Genomic DNA, 18,042 nt, shown 5'->3' on the forward strand with positions numbered 1-18,042 from the left:
ATGGCCCGCTCCTACAGGGGATTGCCGGTGTTCTTGAATCAGCGGGCGCTGACGGCCGCGACGGGTTTCTCCCGTGGCCGCCAGAGCTCGGCGAGCAACACGCCACCCAGGATCAGCGCGCCACCGATCAGGTGGTAACTGGTCAACTGCTCACCCAGCACCACGGCGGCGATGGCGGCGGTGATCACCGGCAGCAGGTTGAAGAACAGCGCCATGCGGCTCGGCCCCATGCGCTGCACGCCCTGCATCCAGGCCAGCGCGCCGACGATGGAGGCCAGCAGCCCCGCATACAGTACCAGCGGCAGGTTGGCGGCGTTCAGGCCATGGTGCGGCGAGGCCAGGTACAGCGGCGCCAGCGCAACGATGGCCACCAGCACCTGCAGATAGAGCATCAGTAGCGGCGGCAGCGGCAGGTTCCATTTCTTCAGCAGCACGCCATACACGCCGTAGGCGAGGGTGGCGACGATCATCATGCCATCGCCCAGGTTCACGCCATGGCTGATCAGTTGCCGCGGGTTGCCCTGGGTGATCACCAGCAGCACGCCGCCCAGCGACACCAGCGCGCCCAGCAGTGCGGCGATACTCAGCTTGTGGCGCAGCAGGATCGACGCCAGGGCGAGGGACATCAGCGGCATCAGCGACAGGATGATGCCCATGTTGGTCGCCGAGGTCAGCGCGGCGGCGTAGTACGCCAGGCACTGGTAGACGGCCATGCCGAGCAGGCCGAGGGTGACGATCCTGCCCAGGTTGGCGCGGATCACCGGCCAATGGGCGAGGGTGGCGCGCAGCAGGAAGGGCGTCAGCAGCGCGCCGGCCAGTACCCAGCGGAAGAAGCCGATCTCCGCCGGGGCGATCTGCCCCACGGCGAGCTTGTTGACGACGGTGTTGCCGGACCAGATGACCACGGCCAGCAGGGGGAACAGGTAATTCATGGGTTCTTGCAGATCTCAATTTTGTCGTCGGAGTGGTGGCTGTTTCCCTCTCCCTGAAGGGAGATGGGACTGTCTCGAGTTTGCGGACAATCCAGTGCCAGCCGGCTGACTCCGCTATTGCGCTGCGCGCCAGCCGGCTCCCTCTCCCTTCAGGGGGGGGGCTGGGGAGAGGGCGCCCCACGGATGGCACCCATTCTCGCTCCGTCCTAAACCAGACGTATAATGAAAACCGGACAATCCACCCCGGCTTTCGGACATGACCCGCGTACTGCCGCTTCCCCTTCCTGACATCGACCGGCTGCCGGCCGATCTGTACTTCCGCTACGACGAGTTCGACGCCGGTACCCACTCGCCCAGCCACCGCCACCCCTGGGGCCAGCTCAACTACGCCTCCCACGGGGTGATGGAGCTGGAAGTGGACGGCCAGCGCTTCCTCTCGCCGCCGCAGTACGCCGTGTGGGTGCCGCCGGGGCGTTTGCACAGCTGCTACAACCGCCAGGCCATCATCTATCGCTCGCTGTACGTGTCCGCCGAACTGGCGCGCAAGCTGCCGGAGAATCCCTGCACCCTGGCGATCAGCGACATCCTCAAGGCGATCCTCTCCGACTTCGCCGCGCGGGAAGTGAACGTCCCGCAGAGCGCCGCCGACCAGCGCCTGGCCGAAGTGGTTTTCGACCAGTTGCAGGCCGCGCAGCCCCACGACGACTACCTGCCTTATGCCAGCGGCGGCGCGCTGGGCGAGGTGCTGGCCGCGCTGCAGGCCGAACCGGGCGACAACCGCACCCTGGCGCAATGGGCCGAGCGCGTGCACAGCACCGAGCGCACCCTGGCGCGGGCCTGTCAGCGGGAGTTGGGAATGTCGTTCGGCGAATGGCGCCAGCGCCTGCGGTTTCTCGCCGCCATCGAGGCACTGGCATCGGGGGAGGGGGTACAGCAGATCGCCTTCAACCTGGGCTACAGCAGCCCCTCGGCGTTCATCGCCATGTTCCGGCGGCTGTCGGGCACCACGCCGGAGCAGTATCGCTTGACCTTCCGCGCCCTGGCGGCGGAAGGCTGAGCATCAGCCGCGGCCTTCTTCCAGGCCCTTGAGGGTCTTGCGGCAGTGGATCAGCGCGTCGCGCACCATGAAGTTCACCAGGGTCGGGGAGACGCCCAGTTCCTCGGCGATTTCCTTCTGCGTGCGGCCGTGCAGGCGGTACATCTCGAAGGCGTAGCGGGTGCGCTCGGGCAGCGTCTGCAGGGCGCTGGAGATGGCCTCCAGGGTCTGCCGGTCCTCGTGCTCGATCTCCGGTGACGCGGACGGCGTCGCGATGTGCATGCCTTCTTCCTCGCTACCCGAGTAGCGCTTCTCCAGCGCCTGGCGACGATAGAGGTCGATGGCCAGGTTGCGCACCACGCGCATCAGGTAGCCGCTCTGCGACTGGATGCCGGGGGTGAGGTCGCTCGCATTGAGCTTGAGGTACGCATCATGCACCACGTCTTCGGCATGGCTGCGGCAGCCGAGGATGCGTGCGGCCGCATTGATGAAGGTCTGCCGGTGGGTAGCGAACAGCTCGTGGAGAGCGGGGCGCGACTCGGCGGGCATTGGCTTGGACATGCAAGGGTTTCCTATGCGGCGGCGGAGGCGGGGACGTCCACATGGGTTGAGGCGGCCAATCTAGTTCAAATGATAATTATTATCAATTTATTCGGAAGACTCGGACTATCGCTCTGGGACAGGGTTCCCACACAAGTGTGAAGATTTTTCATTCGCATCCATTCGTCAGAACTCTCGACTTACAGGTGAAGGGCAAGCCCGGAAATTTCGCCGGCGCATATCTTATGAGAATTAATCGCATCCGAGAACACTAACTATTTCATTGCCTCTCTCGTCTTCATGGCAGAGCTGGAAAACATCGGTAATGGCCGGTGGCCGGCATCCCATACAGCTGAAGGAGAAAGGCGATGGCGTTCGATCGCGAAGAGGCGGTTTACAAGGTGCTGGTCAACGGTGAAGAGCAGTACTCGCTGTGGCCGGACTACAAGGAAGTCCCGGCCGGCTGGCGCGAAGCCGGCAAGCAGGGGAGCAAGGCCGAGTGCCTGGCCTTCGTCGAAGCCAACTGGACCGACATGCGCCCGCTGAGCCTGCGGCAGAAGATGGACGGCCAGGCAGCGGGGCACTGACCCGTGCTGCGGCTGTTCTGCCTGCCGTACTCCGGCGCCAGCGCCATGGTCTATGCGCGCTGGAAGCGCCAGCTGCCGTCCTGGATCGAAGTCTGCCCGGTGGAGCTGCCCGGTCGTGGCCGGCGCTTCGCCGAAAGCCTGCAGACCGACCTGCGCGCGCTGGCCGGCCAACTGGCCGATGAGATCGCCGCGCGCCTGGACCAGCCCTACGCCGTCTTCGGCCACAGCCTCGGTGGCCTGCTGGCTTTCGAGCTGGTCCACGCCCTGCGTGAACGCGGCCTGCCGATGCCGCAGGCGCTGTTCGCCTCGGCGGCCTCCGCGCCGGCGCGCCGCGACAGCCATCGCGAGCTGGCGCAGGAGCAGAGCGACGCCCAACTGGTCGAACGCATGCGCCGCCTGGGCGGCACCCCCGAAGCGGTGTTCGCCGACGAGGAAATGCTGCGCCTGACCCTGCCGGTGATGCGCGCCGACTTCCTCCTCTGCGGCCTCTACGACTACCGCCGACGCGCGCCGCTGGCCTGCCCGATCCACGTGTTCGGCGGCAAGGCCGACCGGCTCTCGGTGGAGTCCCTGTCCGCGTGGCAGGACGAGACCAGCGCGGGCTTCTCCCTGGAGATGCTCGACGGCGGCCACTTCTTCCTCAACGCCGGCGAGGCGCGCCTGCTCGAGCTGCTGCTCGGCCGTCTGCGCCTGCCCGGCCAGTCGACCAGCGCAGCGCTGGCCTGATCGATTCAAGTGGAGACCCCGATGCCCAGCTCCTCTCTGTTCGACATTGCTCCCCTGGCCGAAGCGCGCGGCGGCCTGCCGCTGCTGGTCCAGGCCCGCGGCGACGGCATCGACCTGCTCGACGCCCTGGCCGAGTTGCGCCCGCTGGTGGATGAGCGGCTGCCGGTGTGCGCCGGCATCCTCTTCCGTGGCTTCCAGGTCGGCGCGGCGGAGCGCTTCCGCGAGTTCGCCGCCGGCTTCGGCCACCCGCTGCTCAACTACGAGTTCGGCTCCACGCCGCGCAGCAACGTCACCAGTGGCGTGTACACCTCCACCGAGTACCCGCCGCACCAGCACATCCCGCTGCACAACGAGCAGGCCTACACCCGCGAGTGGCCGATGAAGATCTGGTTCTACTGCGTGCAGGCCGCGCAGAGCGGCGGCGAGACCCCCATCGCCGACAGCCGCGAAATCTACCGCCGGGTGGACGAAGGTATCCGCCGCCGCTTCACCGAGCGCGGGCTGATGTACACGCGCAACTTCGGCAACGGCCTGGACGTGGCCTGGGAGCAGGTGTTCAACAGCGACGACCCGGCCGTGGTCGAGGCTTACTGCAAGGCCCACCGGATCGGCTGGGAGTGGAAGGAAGACGGCGAGCTGCGCACCCGCCAGGTGTGCCAGGCCGTCGCGCAGCACCCGGTGACCCGCGACTGGGTCTGGTTCAACCAGGCGCACCTGTTCCACGTCTCCAACCTGCCGCCGGAAGTGCGCGAGAGCCTGCTGGAAATCGTCGACGAGGAAGACCTGCCGCGCAACGTCTACTACGGCGACGGCAGCCCCATCGAGCCGTCCGTACTCGACGAAGTCCGCGGCGTGCTGGAGGAGGCCAAGGTGAGCTTCCCCTGGTACAGCGGCGACGTGCTGATGCTCGACAACATGCTGGCGGCGCATGCGCGCTCGCCGTTCTCCGGGCCGCGCAAGGTAGTGGTGGCGATGGCGGAAGGGCATGGGGCTGATGCACAAGCTTGAACGCCGCACGGATAGCTCCCTCTCCCTAACCCTCTCCCTGAAGGGAGAGGGGACTGATCGGAGTTTACGGAAGCACCAGAAGTAAGCCGGTTCCTGCAGCCGACACAGATAGCTCCCTCTCCCTGAAGGGAGAGGGGACTGATCGGAGTTTACGGAAATACCAGAAGTAAGCCGGTTCCTGCAGCCGACACAGATAGCTCCCTCTCCCTTCAGGGAGAGGGCGGGGGGAGAGGGCAGCGTCCAGCGCCGGAGCGGCCGGATGCACCCTCTCCCTAACCCTCTCCCTGAAGGGAGAGGGGATTGATCGGAGCCCGCGAGAAGTTTGGTGCTCTGATTCAGAAACGCAAAACAGCTGCATCCACGAATTTCCTCCGGCGAGCACCCACCGCCCGCCGCCAGAACAGGTGATGTCATGAACGACCGTTACGAAGCCGCAGGAAACCTGGTCGAGGCCCTGCTGCAACGCGCCTGCGAAATGCCGCGCAAGACTGCCCTGCGATTCATCGCCGAGAACGTCGAACAGCCCATCAGCTTCCGCGAGCTGGACGAGCGCGCCCGCGCCATGGCCGCCTGGATGCTGCGCCACGGCCGGCACGGCGACCGCGCCGTCCTGCTGCTGCCCAGCGGCCCGGACTACGTCACGGCGTTCTTCGCCTGCCTCTACTCGGGCATCATCGCCGTGCCGGCCTATCCGCCGGAATCCGTGCGCCCACAGCACCTGGCGCGCCTGCGGTCGATCCTCGACGATGCCGAGCCGAGCCTGGTGCTCACCGACTCCACGCTGATCGAAGCCCTGCGCCCGGCCTGCGTGCGCGAGAACGGCGAGAGCCCGCTGCTGCTGGCGGTGGACCAGGCCGACCCGGCGCTGGCCGTCGAATGGCAAATGCCCGAACTGGCCGACGACGACATCGCCTTCCTGCAGTACACCTCCGGCTCCACCTCGACGCCCAAGGGCGTGCAGGTCAGCCACGGCAACCTGGTCGCCAACGAGCGCCTGATCCGCCACGGCTTCGGCATCGGTGACGACGACGTGATCGTCAGCTGGCTGCCGCTGTTCCACGACATGGGCCTGATCGGCGGCCTGCTGCAACCGATCTACAGCGGCATCGAGTGCGTGCTGATGTCGCCGCGCTACTTCCTCGAGCGCCCGCGCCGCTGGCTGGAAGCCATCGCCCGTTTCGGCGGCACCGTCAGCGGCGGCCCGGACTTCGCCTACCGCCTGTGCTGCGAGCGGGTCAACGAGGCCGCGCTGGAAGGCCTGGACCTGAGCAAATGGCGCGTGGCCTTCTCCGGCTCCGAGCCGATCCGCCCGGACACCCTGGAGCGCTTCGCCGCCTGGTTCGCCCCGGCGCAGTTCGACGCCTCGTCCTTCTACGCCTGCTACGGCCTCGCCGAAGCGACCCTGTTCGTCACCGGTGGCGTGCGCGGCGAAGGTATCGGGCAACTGGAAGTGGACCTCAACGCCCTGGGCGAAAACGTCGCCCGCCCGGGCCGCGGTACTTCGCTGATCAACTGCGGCCGCACCCAGCCGGACCACGACGTGCAACTGGTCGACCCGGTGAGTGGCGAAACCCTCGGCCCGGACCGCGTCGGCGAAATCTGGAGCAGTGGCCCCAGCGTGGCGCTGGGCTACTGGCGCAACCCGGAAGCCAGCGCGCGCACCTTCGTCCTGAAGGACGGCCGCACCTGGCTGCGTACCGGCGACCTGGGCTTCCTGCACAACGACGAACTCTTCGTCACCGGCCGCCTCAAGGACATGCTGATCGTCCGTGGGCAGAACCTCTACCCGCAGGACCTGGAGCGCTGCGTGGAAGAGGAAGTGGACCTGGTGCGCAAGGGCCGCGTCTCCGCCTTCGCCATCGAGCACCAGGGCCGCGATGGCATCGGCATCGCCGCCGAAGTCGGCCGCAGCGTGCGCAAGCTGATCTCCGCCGAAGCCCTTGCCAAGGCCATCTCCGCCGCCGTGGCGGAAACCTTCCAGGAGGCACCGCTGGTGGTGGCGCTGCTGGAGCCGGGCGCACTGCCCAAGACTTCCAGCGGCAAGCTGCAGCGTTCGGCGTGCCGCGCCCAACTGCTCGATGGCAGCCTGCAGGCCTACGCCATCCAGCGCGCCGGCGAGCCGATCAGCGATGGCGCCAGCGCCAAGCCGGTCGCGCCGCTGAGCGCTGAAGAGCAAGCCATCGCTGCGCTATGGAGCGAGGTGCTGGAGCTGCCGGCGATTCGTCGCGACGACAACTTCTTCGCCCTGGGCGGCAACTCGATCAAGGCCACCCAGCTGATGGCGCGCCTGCGCGAGCGTCTCGGTCGAGCCGTGGAACTGCGCCTGCTGTTCGAAGCCCCGGAGCTGGGCGCCTTCGTTGCTGCGCTGGCCGCATTGCCGACCATTCAGGTCGAGGCCGTGCCACAGGTCCCGCGTGACGGCCTGCTGCCGCTGTCGCCGGCCCAGCGCCGGCTGTGGTTCCTCTGGAAGCTGGAGCCGGAAAGCGCCGTCTACCACATCGCCGGACGCATGAACCTGCGCGGTGAACTGCGCCGGCCGGCGGTGGAACAGGCGTTCGCCGTGCTGCTGGGCCGCCACGAAACCCTGCGCAGCCGCTTCATCGAGCAGTCGGACGGTGAAGTGTCGCTGAGCCTCTCCAACGACACGCAAGTGCAATTGACCGAGAGCGACTTCAGTTCCCTGGGCAACGCCCGCCGCGACAGCGCCGCCCGCGAAGATGCCGATGCCTTTGCCGCCGAACCCTTCGACCTGGCCGCCGGCCCGCTGCTGCGCCTGCGCCTGCAGAACCTCGGTGGCGGCCGCCAGGCGCTGCTGCTCGGCGTGCACCACATCATCGCCGACGGCTGGTCGCTGAACCTGTTGCTGGACGAATTCGCCGAGTGCTACCGCGCCATCGTCGAGCAGCGCGAGCCTGTGCTGCCGGCGCTGTCACGCCAGTACCTCGACCTCGCCGCCGCCCAGCAGGGCAAGCTGGAAGCGGGCGAGGGCGCCCGCCTGCTGGACTGGTGGAGCGAGCGCCTGGGCGACCAGCATTCGCCGCTGGAGCTGCCGTTCACCACCGGTGAAAAAGGCCAGAGCGCCGCACTGATCGAACAGGAGGTCGATGCCGACCTGACGCGTCAATTGCGCGGCCTGGCCCAGGCCCACGGCGCAACCCTGCCGATGCTCCTGCTCAGCGCCTACAACCTGCTGCTGCAACGCTACAGCGGCCAGCACGACCTGCGCATCGGCCTGACCCAGGCTGGCCGCGAACAGCTGGACAGCGAGCGCCTTGTCGGCTTCTTCGTCAACCTGCTGGTGCTGCGCAGCGAGCTGCCCGAAGGCGCCAGCCTGCGCGGCGTGCTCCGCCAGCTGCGCGACGACCTGCTGCAATCCCAGGCGCACCAGGGCCTGCCGTTCGAACAACTGGTGGAAGCGCTGCAACCCGAGCGCGGCCATGGTCGCCACCCACTCTGCCAGGTTGCCTTCGACCACCAGTGGCAGCCGCGCGCCGGCAACGGCCTGCCGGGCGTCAGCGTGGAAGCCCTGGAACAGCTTGACCTGGAAACCCCGTTCGACCTGGTGCTGCGCGTCCGCGAGGGCGAACAGACCCTGCGCCTGAGCTTCTGCTATGCCCGCGAGCGTTACGCCGCCGCTGGCATGCAGCGCCTCGTCGGGCACTTCCTCGAGCTGTTGCGCGCACTGCCGAAAATGAACGCCGACGCCGTCCTCGACGCCCGCGACTGGCTGCCCGCCAGTGACTGGAGCATTGCCGTGGCCGGCGAGGCGCCGGCCTTCGAGGCGCTGAGCGAGACCATCGCCGCCCAGGCCCGCCGCCATCCGGCCAAGGTCGCGCTGATCGACGAGCAACGCGAGGTGAACTTCGCGGAACTGGAAGACCGCTCCAACCGCCTGGCGCAGCGCCTGATCCAGCGCGGCATCGGCCCGGAGCGCCGGGTTGCCGTGGCGCTGCCGCGCGGCGTGGATATCCCGCTGGCCCTGCTGGCCGTCATGAAGGCCGGCGGCGCCTACCTGCCGCTGGACGTCGACTACCCCGAGGAACGCCTGGCCTGGCTGATGCAGGACGCCGGCGTCGACCTGCTGCTGACCAACGCCGCGCTGGCCGAGCGCCTGCCGCTGCCCGAAGGCGTCGAGCGGCTGGTGCTGGAAGAGGCCGACCTCGCCAACGCCCTGGCCGTGCGCCCGCTGCTGCACATCGAGCCGCAGAACCTCGCCTACCTGATCTACACCTCCGGCTCCACCGGCCAGCCCAAGGGCGTTGCCGTCGCTCACGGCGAGATCGCCGCGCACTGCCGCGCCATCGGCCAGCGCTATGCCATGAGCGACGCCGACCGCGAGCTGATCTTCATGTCCTTCGCCTTCGACGGCGCCCATGAGCGTTGGCTCACCGCGCTGTCCCACGGCGGCAGCCTGCTGATCCGCAACGACGCGCTGTGGACCGCCGAGCAGACCCTCGAACAATTGCGCCGCCATGCAGTCACCGTCGCCGCCTTCCCGCCGGCCTACCTGCAACAGCTGGCCGAGCAAGCGACGGCTCTGGATAAAGAGCATGGCCACGCACCGAGCATGCGCATCTACTGCTTCGGCGGTGACGCGGTGCCGGAAGCGGCCTACCAGCTGGCGCACCAGGCGCTGAAGCCCGAACACCTGATCAACGGCTACGGCCCCACCGAAACCGTGGTCACCCCGATGCTCTGGAAGGCCGACGCGCGCACCGCGTGCGGCGCGGCTTATGCGCCCATCGGCGAAGTGGTCGGTTCACGCAGCCTGTACATCCTCGACGACCGCCTGCAACCGCTGCCGCGCGGCGTGGCCGGCGAGCTGTACATCGGCGGCCACGGCCTCGCCCGTGGTTACCACCAGCGCGCCGGCATGACCGCCGAGCGTTTCGTCGCTGACCCCTACGCGGACGGCCTTCGCCTGTACCGCAGCGGCGACCGCGTGCGCTGGCGTGAAGATGGTGCGCTGGACTACCTCGGCCGCGTCGACCAGCAGGTGAAGATCCGCGGATTCCGCATCGAGCCGGGCGAGATCGAAGCCCGCCTGCGTGCGCTGCCCGGCGTGCGCGAAGCGGCGGTGATCGCCCGCGACAGCGAGCGCGGCAAGCGCCTGCTGGGCTACGTGACGGGTGAAGGCGTCGCCGAAGACATCCTGAAAGCCGCGCTGCGTGCGCAACTGCCGGACTACATGGTGCCGTCGCGCCTCCTCGTGCTTGGCGAAATGCCGCTCAACGCCAACGGCAAGATCGACCGCAAGGCGCTGCCCGAACCACAGGACGCCGCCAGCACCACCGAAGCCCCGCGCGACGGCCTGGAAAGCCGCGTCGCCGCCGTCTGGGCCGAAGTGCTCGGCGTGCCGGCCATCGGCCGCGAGGACGACTTCTTCGAGCTGGGCGGCCACTCGCTGCTGGCAACCCAGGTGATCTCCCGCCTGCGCCGCGACCTGGGCTGCGAAGTGCCGCTGCGCGACCTGTTCGAAGCCAGTCGCCTGGAAGAATTCGCGGCCCGCCTGGGCGCTGCGAATCCCTCCGCTCGCCCGCCGCTGCGCGCCGTGACCCGCGACGGCGACCTGCCGCTGTCCGCCGCCCAGAGCCGCCTGTGGTTCTTCTGGCAGATGGAGCCGGCCAGCGCCGCCTACAACGTTCCCGGAGCGCTGCGCCTGCGCGGTGAGCTGGACGAAAACGCCCTGCGCCGTGCCTTCGATGCCCTGGTGGCGCGCCACGAAACCCTGCGCACCACCTTCGACGAGGTGGACGGCCAGGCCTTCCAGCGCATCCAGCTGGCGCAGCCGCTGGACCTGGTGCGTGTCGACCTGTCCGCCGAAGCCGACGCTGAAAGCGCCGCGCGCCGACTGGCCGAGGAAGAGGCGCAGCGTCCGTTCGACCTGCGCAACGGCCCGCTGCTGCGCCTGACCCTCATGCGATTGTCTCCAGAAGAAGTGGCCGACGCCGACCACGTGCTGCTGCTGACGATGCACCACATCGTCTCCGATGGCTGGTCGATCCGCGTGCTGGTGGACGAGTTCAGCCGCCTCTACGGCGCCTTCGCCGCTGGCGAGGAACTGCAACTGCCGGCGCTGCCGGTGCAGTACGCCGACTACGCCCAGTGGCAGCGCGAGCTGCTGGCGGGCGAGGAGGGGCAGCGTCAGCTGAACTGGTGGACCGAGCAACTGCGTAGCGAGACGCCTGTACTGGAGCTGGCCGCCGACCGCCCACGACCGGCCGTGCAGAGCTACCGTGGCGGCAGCCTCGGTTTCAGCCTGGACGCCGGGCTGGGCAGCCGCCTCAAGCAACTGGCCCGCGAGCAGGACGTCACCCTGTTCATGCTGCTGCTGGGCGCCTACGCGGTGCTGATGCAGCGCTACAGTGGCCAGCGCGACCTGCGCGTGGCCGTGCCCATCGCCAACCGCCAGCAGCTGGAAACCGAAGGGCTGATCGGCTTCTTCGTCAACACCCAGGTGATGCCGTGCGCACTGGCTGACGACGAATCCTTCGCCGCGCTGCTGGCCCGCCTCAAGCCGCTGGCGCTGGGCGCGCAGGCGAACCAGGACCTGCCGTTCGAACAACTGGTGGAAGCGCTGCAGCCCGAACGCAGCCTGGCCTACAACCCGCTGGTGCAGGTGAAGTTCAACTTCGGCTTCGACGTCAGCCGCCTGCCCGACGCTGGCGCGCTGAAGCTGGAACTGTTCAGCGAAGAACAGTACGGCGCGCGCTTCGACCTCGCCCTGGACATGGCCGAGGCGCTGGACGCCAGCGGCCAGCCGGGCGATGAGCTGCGCGGCAGCTTCGTCTATGCCCGCGACCTGTTCGACGAGGACAGCGTCGCCGCCATCGCCGGCCAGTTCGAGGCGCTGCTGCGCCAACTCTGCGCCGAGCCGCAACGTACCCTTGGCGAGCTGCCGCGCCCGGTGGCGTCCCGCCGTCGCGGCGAGGCGCGCCAGTGGCCGCAACCGGATGTTCTCGGCCTGTTTGCCGCGCAGGCCGCCGTGCAACCAGATGCCATCGCTTTGCAGGATGACCACATCCGCTACAGCTACGCCGAACTGGATCAGCGCAGCAACCGCCTGGCCAACGCGCTGATTGATAGCGGCGTGGAGCAGGGCGAGTGCGTCGCCATCTGCCAGGAGCGCAGCGCGCAGTGGGTTCTCCTGCTGCTGGGCGTACTCAAGGCCGGCGCCACCTACGTGCCGCTGGACCCGGCGCAGCCCGCCGAGCGCCTGCGCCAGCTGCTCAAGGACAACGCCATCGGCCGCGTGCTGGTCAGCGACGCGGCGCTGCTGGAGACCTTCGGCGAAGCCGCCATGCTGATCCCGAGTGGCGGTCCGCAGCAGGGCACTGAAGCTACGCCTGTGCGCCAGATCGATCCGCAGCAAGCCGCCTACGTCATCTTCACCTCCGGCTCCACCGGCCAGCCCAAGGGCGTGCGCGTCAGCCACGCCGCGCTGGCCAACTATGTGCAGGCCGTGCTGGAACGCCTGCAACTGGACCGGGGCCGCGCCCAGGGGCTGGGCATGGCGATGGTCTCCTCGGTGGCCGCCGACCTCGGCCACACCACGCTGTTCGGCGCGCTGTGCGGCGGTGGTCGCCTGCACCTGGCCGATGCCCAGGCGGTGGCCGATGCCGAGCGCTTCGCCGCGTTCATGCAGGACGTGGACGTGCTGAAGATCGTCCCCAGCCATCTCGCCGGATTGCTGGCGGCCGCACCGAATGCTGCCGCCGTGCTGCCGCGCCGCCTGCTGGTGGTGGGCGGTGAAGCCTGCGACCGCGCGCTGCTGCAACCGCTGCGCGAGCTTGCACCCAAGCTGCGCATCGTCAACCACTACGGCCCCAGCGAATCTACCGTGGGCGTACTGACCCATGAATGGTCGCTGGTGGATGATCTGCCGGCGGGCAACCTGCCCATCGGTACGCCGCTGGCCAACACCGCCATCCGCGTACTCGACGAGAACGGTCGCGACCTGCTGCCGGGCGTGCCGGGCGAGCTGTATATCGGTGGCGCAGGCCTGGCGCTGGGCTACCTTGGCCAGCCGGAAATGACGGCGGAGCGCTTCGCAGCGATCGAAGGCGAGCGCCTGTACCGCAGCGGCGACCGCGTGCGCCTGAACCGCCGCGGCGAAGTGGAGTTCCTCGGCCGCGTTGACGACCAGGTGAAGATCCGCGGCTACCGTGTCGAGCCGGGCGAACTGGCGCAGGCGCTAAAGCGCCTGCCGGGCGTGCGCGATGCCGTGGCGCTGGCCGAGCGCGAAGGCGACGGTCCGATGAAGCTGCTGGCCTGGGCCGTGGCCGAGGGCCAGAGCGTAGAAACGCTGCGCGAAGCCCTGGCCGGAGAAGTCCCGGAATACCTGCTGCCAGCCCAGCTCATCCTGCTGGAGCGCCTGCCGCTGAACGCCAACGGCAAGGTGGACCGCAAGGCCCTGCCGCGTGCCGAGTCGGTCGCCAAGGCCGTGGACAGCGCGCCGCTGAGCGAACTGGAACAACGCATCGCCGACATCTGGCAGGCCGTGCTGAAGGTCGAGCGCGTCGGTGCCGAAGACAACTTCTTCGAGCTGGGCGGCGACTCCATCCTCAGCCTGCAGATCATCGCGCGCATCCGTAAGCTGGGTTACAAGCTCAGCCCGAAACAGCTGTTCGAGCGGCAGAGCGTCCGCCAACTCGCCCAATGGCTGGAAAGCCGCGCGCCGGCTGCCGTTGCAGCACCGGCTCCGGTGGCTACCGTCAGCGGCGAAGTCGCCTTGTCGCCGGTGCAGGCGCGCTTCTTCGAACGCGTGCCGAGCGCCCAACGGCATCACTGGAACCAGGCACTGTTGCTGCAACCGCGCGCAGCGTTGGACGGCGACGCACTGGCCCGCGCGCTGCACTGGCTGGTGGGCCAGCACGACGCGCTGCGCCTGCGCTTCGACGGCAGCCGCCAGCGTTATGCCGAACAGGGGCCGCTGGACCTGACCCTTCTCTGGCGCCGACGCGCCGCCGATACCCGCACCCTGGAGCGCCTGTGCGACGACGCCCAGGCCAGCCTGGATATCGCCAACGGCCCGCTGCTGCGTGCCATGCACGTCACGCTGGAAAGTGGCGGCGAGCGCCTGCTGCTGGTGATCCACCACCTGGCGGTGGACGGCGTGTCCTGGCGCATCCTGCTGGAGGACCTGCAGTACGCCTACCGCGAACTGCGCGGCGGCCGTACGCCCGCCGCGCTGCCGCGCAGCGACAGCTACCAGGCCTGGAGCGCTCGCCAGCAGGCAGCCGCCAACAGCGCCGAAGTCGCTGCGGAGCTGGCTTACTGGCAAGGCGAACTGCGCGGTGCGCCGCCGCTCAACCGTGCCCGCAGCGACGCTCCGGCCACCTGGAAAGAAGCCGCCAACTCCCGCTTCAGCCTCGACGCCGAAACCACCCGCCAACTGCTCGGCCCGGCGCTGAAAGCGCAGCGCGTGCAGATCAATGACCTGCTGCTGACCGCCCTGGCCCGAGCGCTCTGCGCCTGGACCGGCGAGTCCTCCGCGCTGGTGGAAATGGAAGGCCATGGCCGCGATGCCTTCGATAACCAGGCAGCGCTGGACCTGAGCCGCTCCGTGGGCTGGTTCACCGCGCTGTACCCGCTGCGCCTGCAAGCTGGCGGCGAGCCGGGCGCGGACCTGCGCGCCACCCGCGAACACCTGCGCAACCTGCCGCGCGCCGGCACGGGTTACGGCCAACTGCGCTATCTCAGCCAGCACGCGGCCAGCCTGCGTGACCTGCCGGCGCCGCAGGTAACCTTCAACTACCTCGGCCAGCTCGACCAGGCCTTCGCCGACGCCGACTTCCTGCCGGCCTTCGAAGGCGTGGGTCGCAGCCAGCCGCTGAATGCCGCGTTGGGCAATGCGCTGGTCTACGCCGGCCGTGTGCTCGGCGGTGAGCTGAGCCTGGAAGTCACCTACAGCAGCGCGATGTTCGACGCGGTCGACATCGATGAGCTGCAAGCGCTGCTGCGTGCCGAATTGCAGGCGCAGGTGGCTTACTGCCTGGCCACGCCGCGCAAGCTGGAAGCCGCCGAGCTGCCTTTGGCCGATCTGGATCAGGCCCAGCTTGACGCGCTGCCGCTGCCGGCCGGCGTGGAAGACCTCTATCCGCTGTCGCCGATGCAGCAGGGCATGCTGTTCCACGCCCTCGACGTGCCGGGCTCGTCGCTCTACGTCAACCAGCTGCGCGTCGACCTGGACGGTCTCGATGAAGCCCGCTTCCTCGACGCCTGGCGTGCGGTCATTGCCCGCCACGCCAACCTGCGCACCGGTTTCCTCGCCAGTGCGGATTCGGCGCCGCTGCAATTCGTCCTGCGTGAGGTGCAGTTGCCGGTGCAGTCCTTCGACTGGCGCGACCAGCCGGTCAGCGAGCAGCAACTGGAAAGTGTCGCTGTGGCTCAGCGCAACCTGGGCTTCGACCTGGCCCAGCCGCCGCTGCAACGCCTGGCGCTGGTGCGCCTCGGCGAGCGCCGCTACCACCTGATCTGGACTTGTCACCACCTGCTGCTGGACGGCTGGAGCAGCGCGCGGCTGATCGGCGAAGTGCTCGCCCTGTACCGTGGCGAGTCGCTGCCGGTGCCCGCCGCGCAGTACGGCGACTACATCGGCTGGCTGCGTGCCCAGGACGGCACCGTCGGTGAAACCTTCTGGCGCGAACGCCTGAAAGGCTTCGACGAGCCGACCCTGCTGGCCACCGCCTGCAACGCGAGCTTCCGCGAGGAACCGCTGCGCGAGCTGCACAGCCGTCTCGACACGGCGCCGCTGCAACGCTTCGCCCAGGCCCAGCGCATCACCCTCAACACGCTGGTGCAGGGCGCCTGGGCGCTGCTGCTGCAACGTTACTGCGGCCAGCGCAGCGTGACTTTCGGCGCCACCGTCGCCGGCCGCCCGGCGACCCTGGCGGGAGCGGAGGAAAGCCTCGGCCTGTTCATCAACACCTTGCCGATCGTGCAGGCCCCGGACGACGCCCAGCACGTCGGCGCCTGGCTGCGTGAACTGCAGGCCTTCAACCTCGACGTGCGCGAGTTCGAGCACACGCCGCTGTACGACATCCAGCGCTGGGCCGGCCGTGGCGGCCAGGCGATGTTCGACAGCCTCATCGTGTTCGAGAACTTCCCCATGGACGCGGCGCTGTCGTCGTCCAGTGGCGATGAGCTGCGCATCCTCGGCCATCGCCCGGTGGACGGCACCAACTACGCCCTGGCCCTGGTGGCCAGCGCCGGCGAGCAGCTGGACGTGCGCTACACCTACCGCGCCGACCGCTTCTGCGCGAGCCAGATCGAACAGCTGCGCGGCCACTTCGAGCGCCTGCTGCTGGCTTTGGTGGAAGACGCCGAGCGCCCCCTGGGCCGCATCAGCCAACTCGCCGGCGAAGAGCGCAACAATCTGCTGCAACGCTTCAATACCACCGAGGCAGTGTTCCCGGCAGACGTGCAACTGCAAAGCCTGATCGAGGCGCAAGTCGCCGCGACTCCAGACGCGCTCGCCCTGCAATTCGGCGAGCAGCGCCTGAGCTACGCCCAGCTCAACGCCCGCGCCAACCAGCTCGCGCACTGGCTGCGCGGGCAGGGTGTCGGCCCGGACATGCTGGTCGGCGTGGCTGCCGAGCGTTCGCTGGAGCTGGTGGTGGCCCTGCTGGGCATCGTCAAGGCCGGCGGCGCGTATGTGCCGATGGACCCGGACTACCCGCAGGATCGCCTGCAACACATGCTGGGCGACAGCGGCGTGACTCTGCTGCTGACCCAGCAACACCTGTTGGAGCGCCTGCCGCAGACCGCTGCGAAAACGCTGTGCCTGGACAGCCAGTGGAGCGAGATCGTCACGGCTTCCGAGCAGAACCCTGTCATCCAAGGCAGCCCGCAGAACCTCGCGTACCTCATCTACACCTCCGGCTCCACCGGCAAGCCCAAGGGCGCCGGCAACAGCCACCGCGCGCTGGTCAACCGCCTGCACTGGATGCAGAAGGCCTACGCGCTGGATGCCTCCGATCGCGTGTTGCAGAAGACCCCGTTCAGCTTCGACGTGTCGGTGTGGGAGTTCTTCTGGCCGCTGATGACCGGCGCTGCCCTGGTGGTCGCCGCGCCCGGCGCGCACCGCGATCCGGCAGCACTGCGCCAGGTGATCGAAGCCGGTCAGGTCACTACGCTGCACTTCGTGCCGTCGATGCTGCAGGCCTTCGTTGCCTCCGGCGAACTGGAGTGCTGCCCGTCGCTGTTGCAGGTGATGTGCTCCGGCGAGGCGCTGCCCTACGAGCTGCAACAGCAGTTCCGCCAGCGCTGCAGCGCGAAGTTGCACAACCTCTACGGCCCGACGGAGGCGGCGATCGACGTCAGCTTCTGGGCCTGCGATGAGGACAACGCGCGGCAGGTCGTGCCCATCGGCCGGCCCATCGACAACCTGCGCCTGGTGCTGCTGGACGAGCGCCTGGAACCGGTGCCGCAAGGCGTGGCCGGCGAGCTGTACATCGGTGGCGTCGGCCTGGCGCGCGGTTACCACGCACGCCCCGGCCTGACCGCTGAGCGCTTCGTGGCCGATCCACACGGACAGGGTGAACGCCTGTATCGCACCGGCGACCTGGCTCGCCAGCGCGAGGACGGGGCCATCGAATACCTCGGCCGTCTCGACCACCAGGTGAAGATTCGCGGCCTGCGCATCGAGCTGGGCGAGATCGAGGCGCGCCTGCAAGCGCAACCGGAAGTCAGCGAAGCCGTGGTGGTGGCGAAGGACGGCGTACTGCTGGCCTATGTGGTCGCCAGCGCCGACCCCGAAGCGCTGCGCCAGGTACTGCAAAGCGAGCTGCCGGACTACATGGTGCCGTCGCGGATCATCGCCCTCGACGCCATGCCGCTGTCGCCCAACGGCAAGCTGGACCGCAAGGCCCTGCCGGACCCGCAACTCGACAATAGCCAGCGTGAGTACGTGGCACCGCGCAGCGACCTGGAAGTGGAGCTGGCCGGCATCTGGCAGCACGTGCTGCAGGTGGATCGCGTCGGCCGGCACGACGACTTCTTCGAGCTGGGCGGCCATTCGCTGCTGCTCACCCAGGTCGGCTTGACCCTGCGTCAGCGCCTGGGGCTGGAGCTGCCGCTGCATCGCCTGTTCGAGCTGAGCAACATCGAATCGCTGGCCGCCTGGATCGAAAGCCAGCGGGCGGGCTCCGCCAGCGCGGAAGAGGAACTGGACCTGATGGATGAACTGCTCGGCGAGCTGGAGAATCTCTGA

At 68.6% G+C, this 18,042-nt stretch carries 7 protein-coding genes; 5 read left to right on the forward strand and 2 right to left on the reverse strand.

Annotation, left to right across the window (positions count from 1 at the left end; genetic code table 11):
* Positions 1-38: 38 nt before the first annotated feature.
* Positions 39-932 (reverse strand): DMT family transporter, encoded by an 894-nt coding sequence (locus UB43_RS20450; protein ID WP_045214605.1) that lies wholly within the window; start codon positions 930-932, stop codon positions 39-41.
* A gap of 256 nt (positions 933-1,188) precedes the next feature.
* Here UB43_RS20450 and UB43_RS20455 point away from each other — a divergent pair, with 256 nt between their 5' ends.
* Positions 1,189-1,989 carry a helix-turn-helix domain-containing protein gene (locus UB43_RS20455; protein ID WP_045214607.1) on the forward strand — a complete coding sequence of 267 codons (801 nt, stop codon included), beginning with the start codon at positions 1,189-1,191 and terminating at the stop codon, positions 1,987-1,989.
* A 3-nt stretch (positions 1,990-1,992) separates the two neighbouring features.
* On the opposite strand, the gene UB43_RS20460 is transcribed toward UB43_RS20455, so the two are convergent.
* Entirely contained in the window at positions 1,993-2,529 is a 537-nt protein-coding gene (locus tag UB43_RS20460) for an RNA polymerase factor sigma-70 (RefSeq protein WP_045214609.1), read from the reverse strand.
* A 347-nt stretch (positions 2,530-2,876) separates the two neighbouring features.
* Here UB43_RS20460 and UB43_RS20465 point away from each other — a divergent pair, with 347 nt between their 5' ends.
* The 4 genes from UB43_RS20465 to UB43_RS20480 all read left to right on the forward strand — a co-directional run bounded on the left by UB43_RS20465 (position 2,877) and on the right by UB43_RS20480 (position 18,042).
* Entirely contained in the window at positions 2,877-3,095 is a 219-nt protein-coding gene (locus tag UB43_RS20465; protein WP_045214611.1) for an MbtH family protein, read from the forward strand.
* A gap of 3 nt (positions 3,096-3,098) precedes the next feature.
* The gene (locus tag UB43_RS20470; RefSeq protein ID WP_052969585.1) at positions 3,099-3,821 is read left to right on the forward strand and encodes a thioesterase II family protein; all 723 of its coding nucleotides are present in this window, start codon (positions 3,099-3,101) and stop codon (positions 3,819-3,821) included.
* A 21-nt stretch (positions 3,822-3,842) separates the two neighbouring features.
* The gene (locus tag UB43_RS20475; protein WP_045214612.1) at positions 3,843-4,829 is read left to right on the forward strand and encodes a TauD/TfdA family dioxygenase; all 987 of its coding nucleotides are present in this window, start codon (positions 3,843-3,845) and stop codon (positions 4,827-4,829) included.
* 412 nt (positions 4,830-5,241) lie between these two features.
* Positions 5,242-18,042, forward strand: a complete 12,801-nt coding sequence (locus UB43_RS20480; protein WP_045214615.1) for a non-ribosomal peptide synthase/polyketide synthase — start codon at positions 5,242-5,244, stop codon at positions 18,040-18,042.

The sequence above is a fragment of the Pseudomonas sp. 21 genome (genome assembly GCF_000955805.1).
Classification (GTDB): Bacteria; Pseudomonadota; Gammaproteobacteria; order Pseudomonadales; family Pseudomonadaceae; genus Pseudomonas.

Coding starts and splice junctions, on each gene's coding strand:
- UB43_RS20450 (WP_045214605.1), bottom strand. CDS start 932: ATGAATTACCTGTTCCCCCTGCTGGCCGTGGTCATCTGGTCCGGCAAC.
- UB43_RS20455 (WP_045214607.1), top strand. CDS start 1,189: ATGACCCGCGTACTGCCGCTTCCCCTTCCTGACATCGACCGGCTGCCG.
- UB43_RS20460 (WP_045214609.1), bottom strand. CDS start 2,529: ATGTCCAAGCCAATGCCCGCCGAGTCGCGCCCCGCTCTCCACGAGCTG.
- UB43_RS20465 (WP_045214611.1), top strand. CDS start 2,877: ATGGCGTTCGATCGCGAAGAGGCGGTTTACAAGGTGCTGGTCAACGGT.
- UB43_RS20475 (WP_045214612.1), top strand. CDS start 3,843: ATGCCCAGCTCCTCTCTGTTCGACATTGCTCCCCTGGCCGAAGCGCGC.
- UB43_RS20480 (WP_045214615.1), top strand. CDS start 5,242: ATGAACGACCGTTACGAAGCCGCAGGAAACCTGGTCGAGGCCCTGCTG.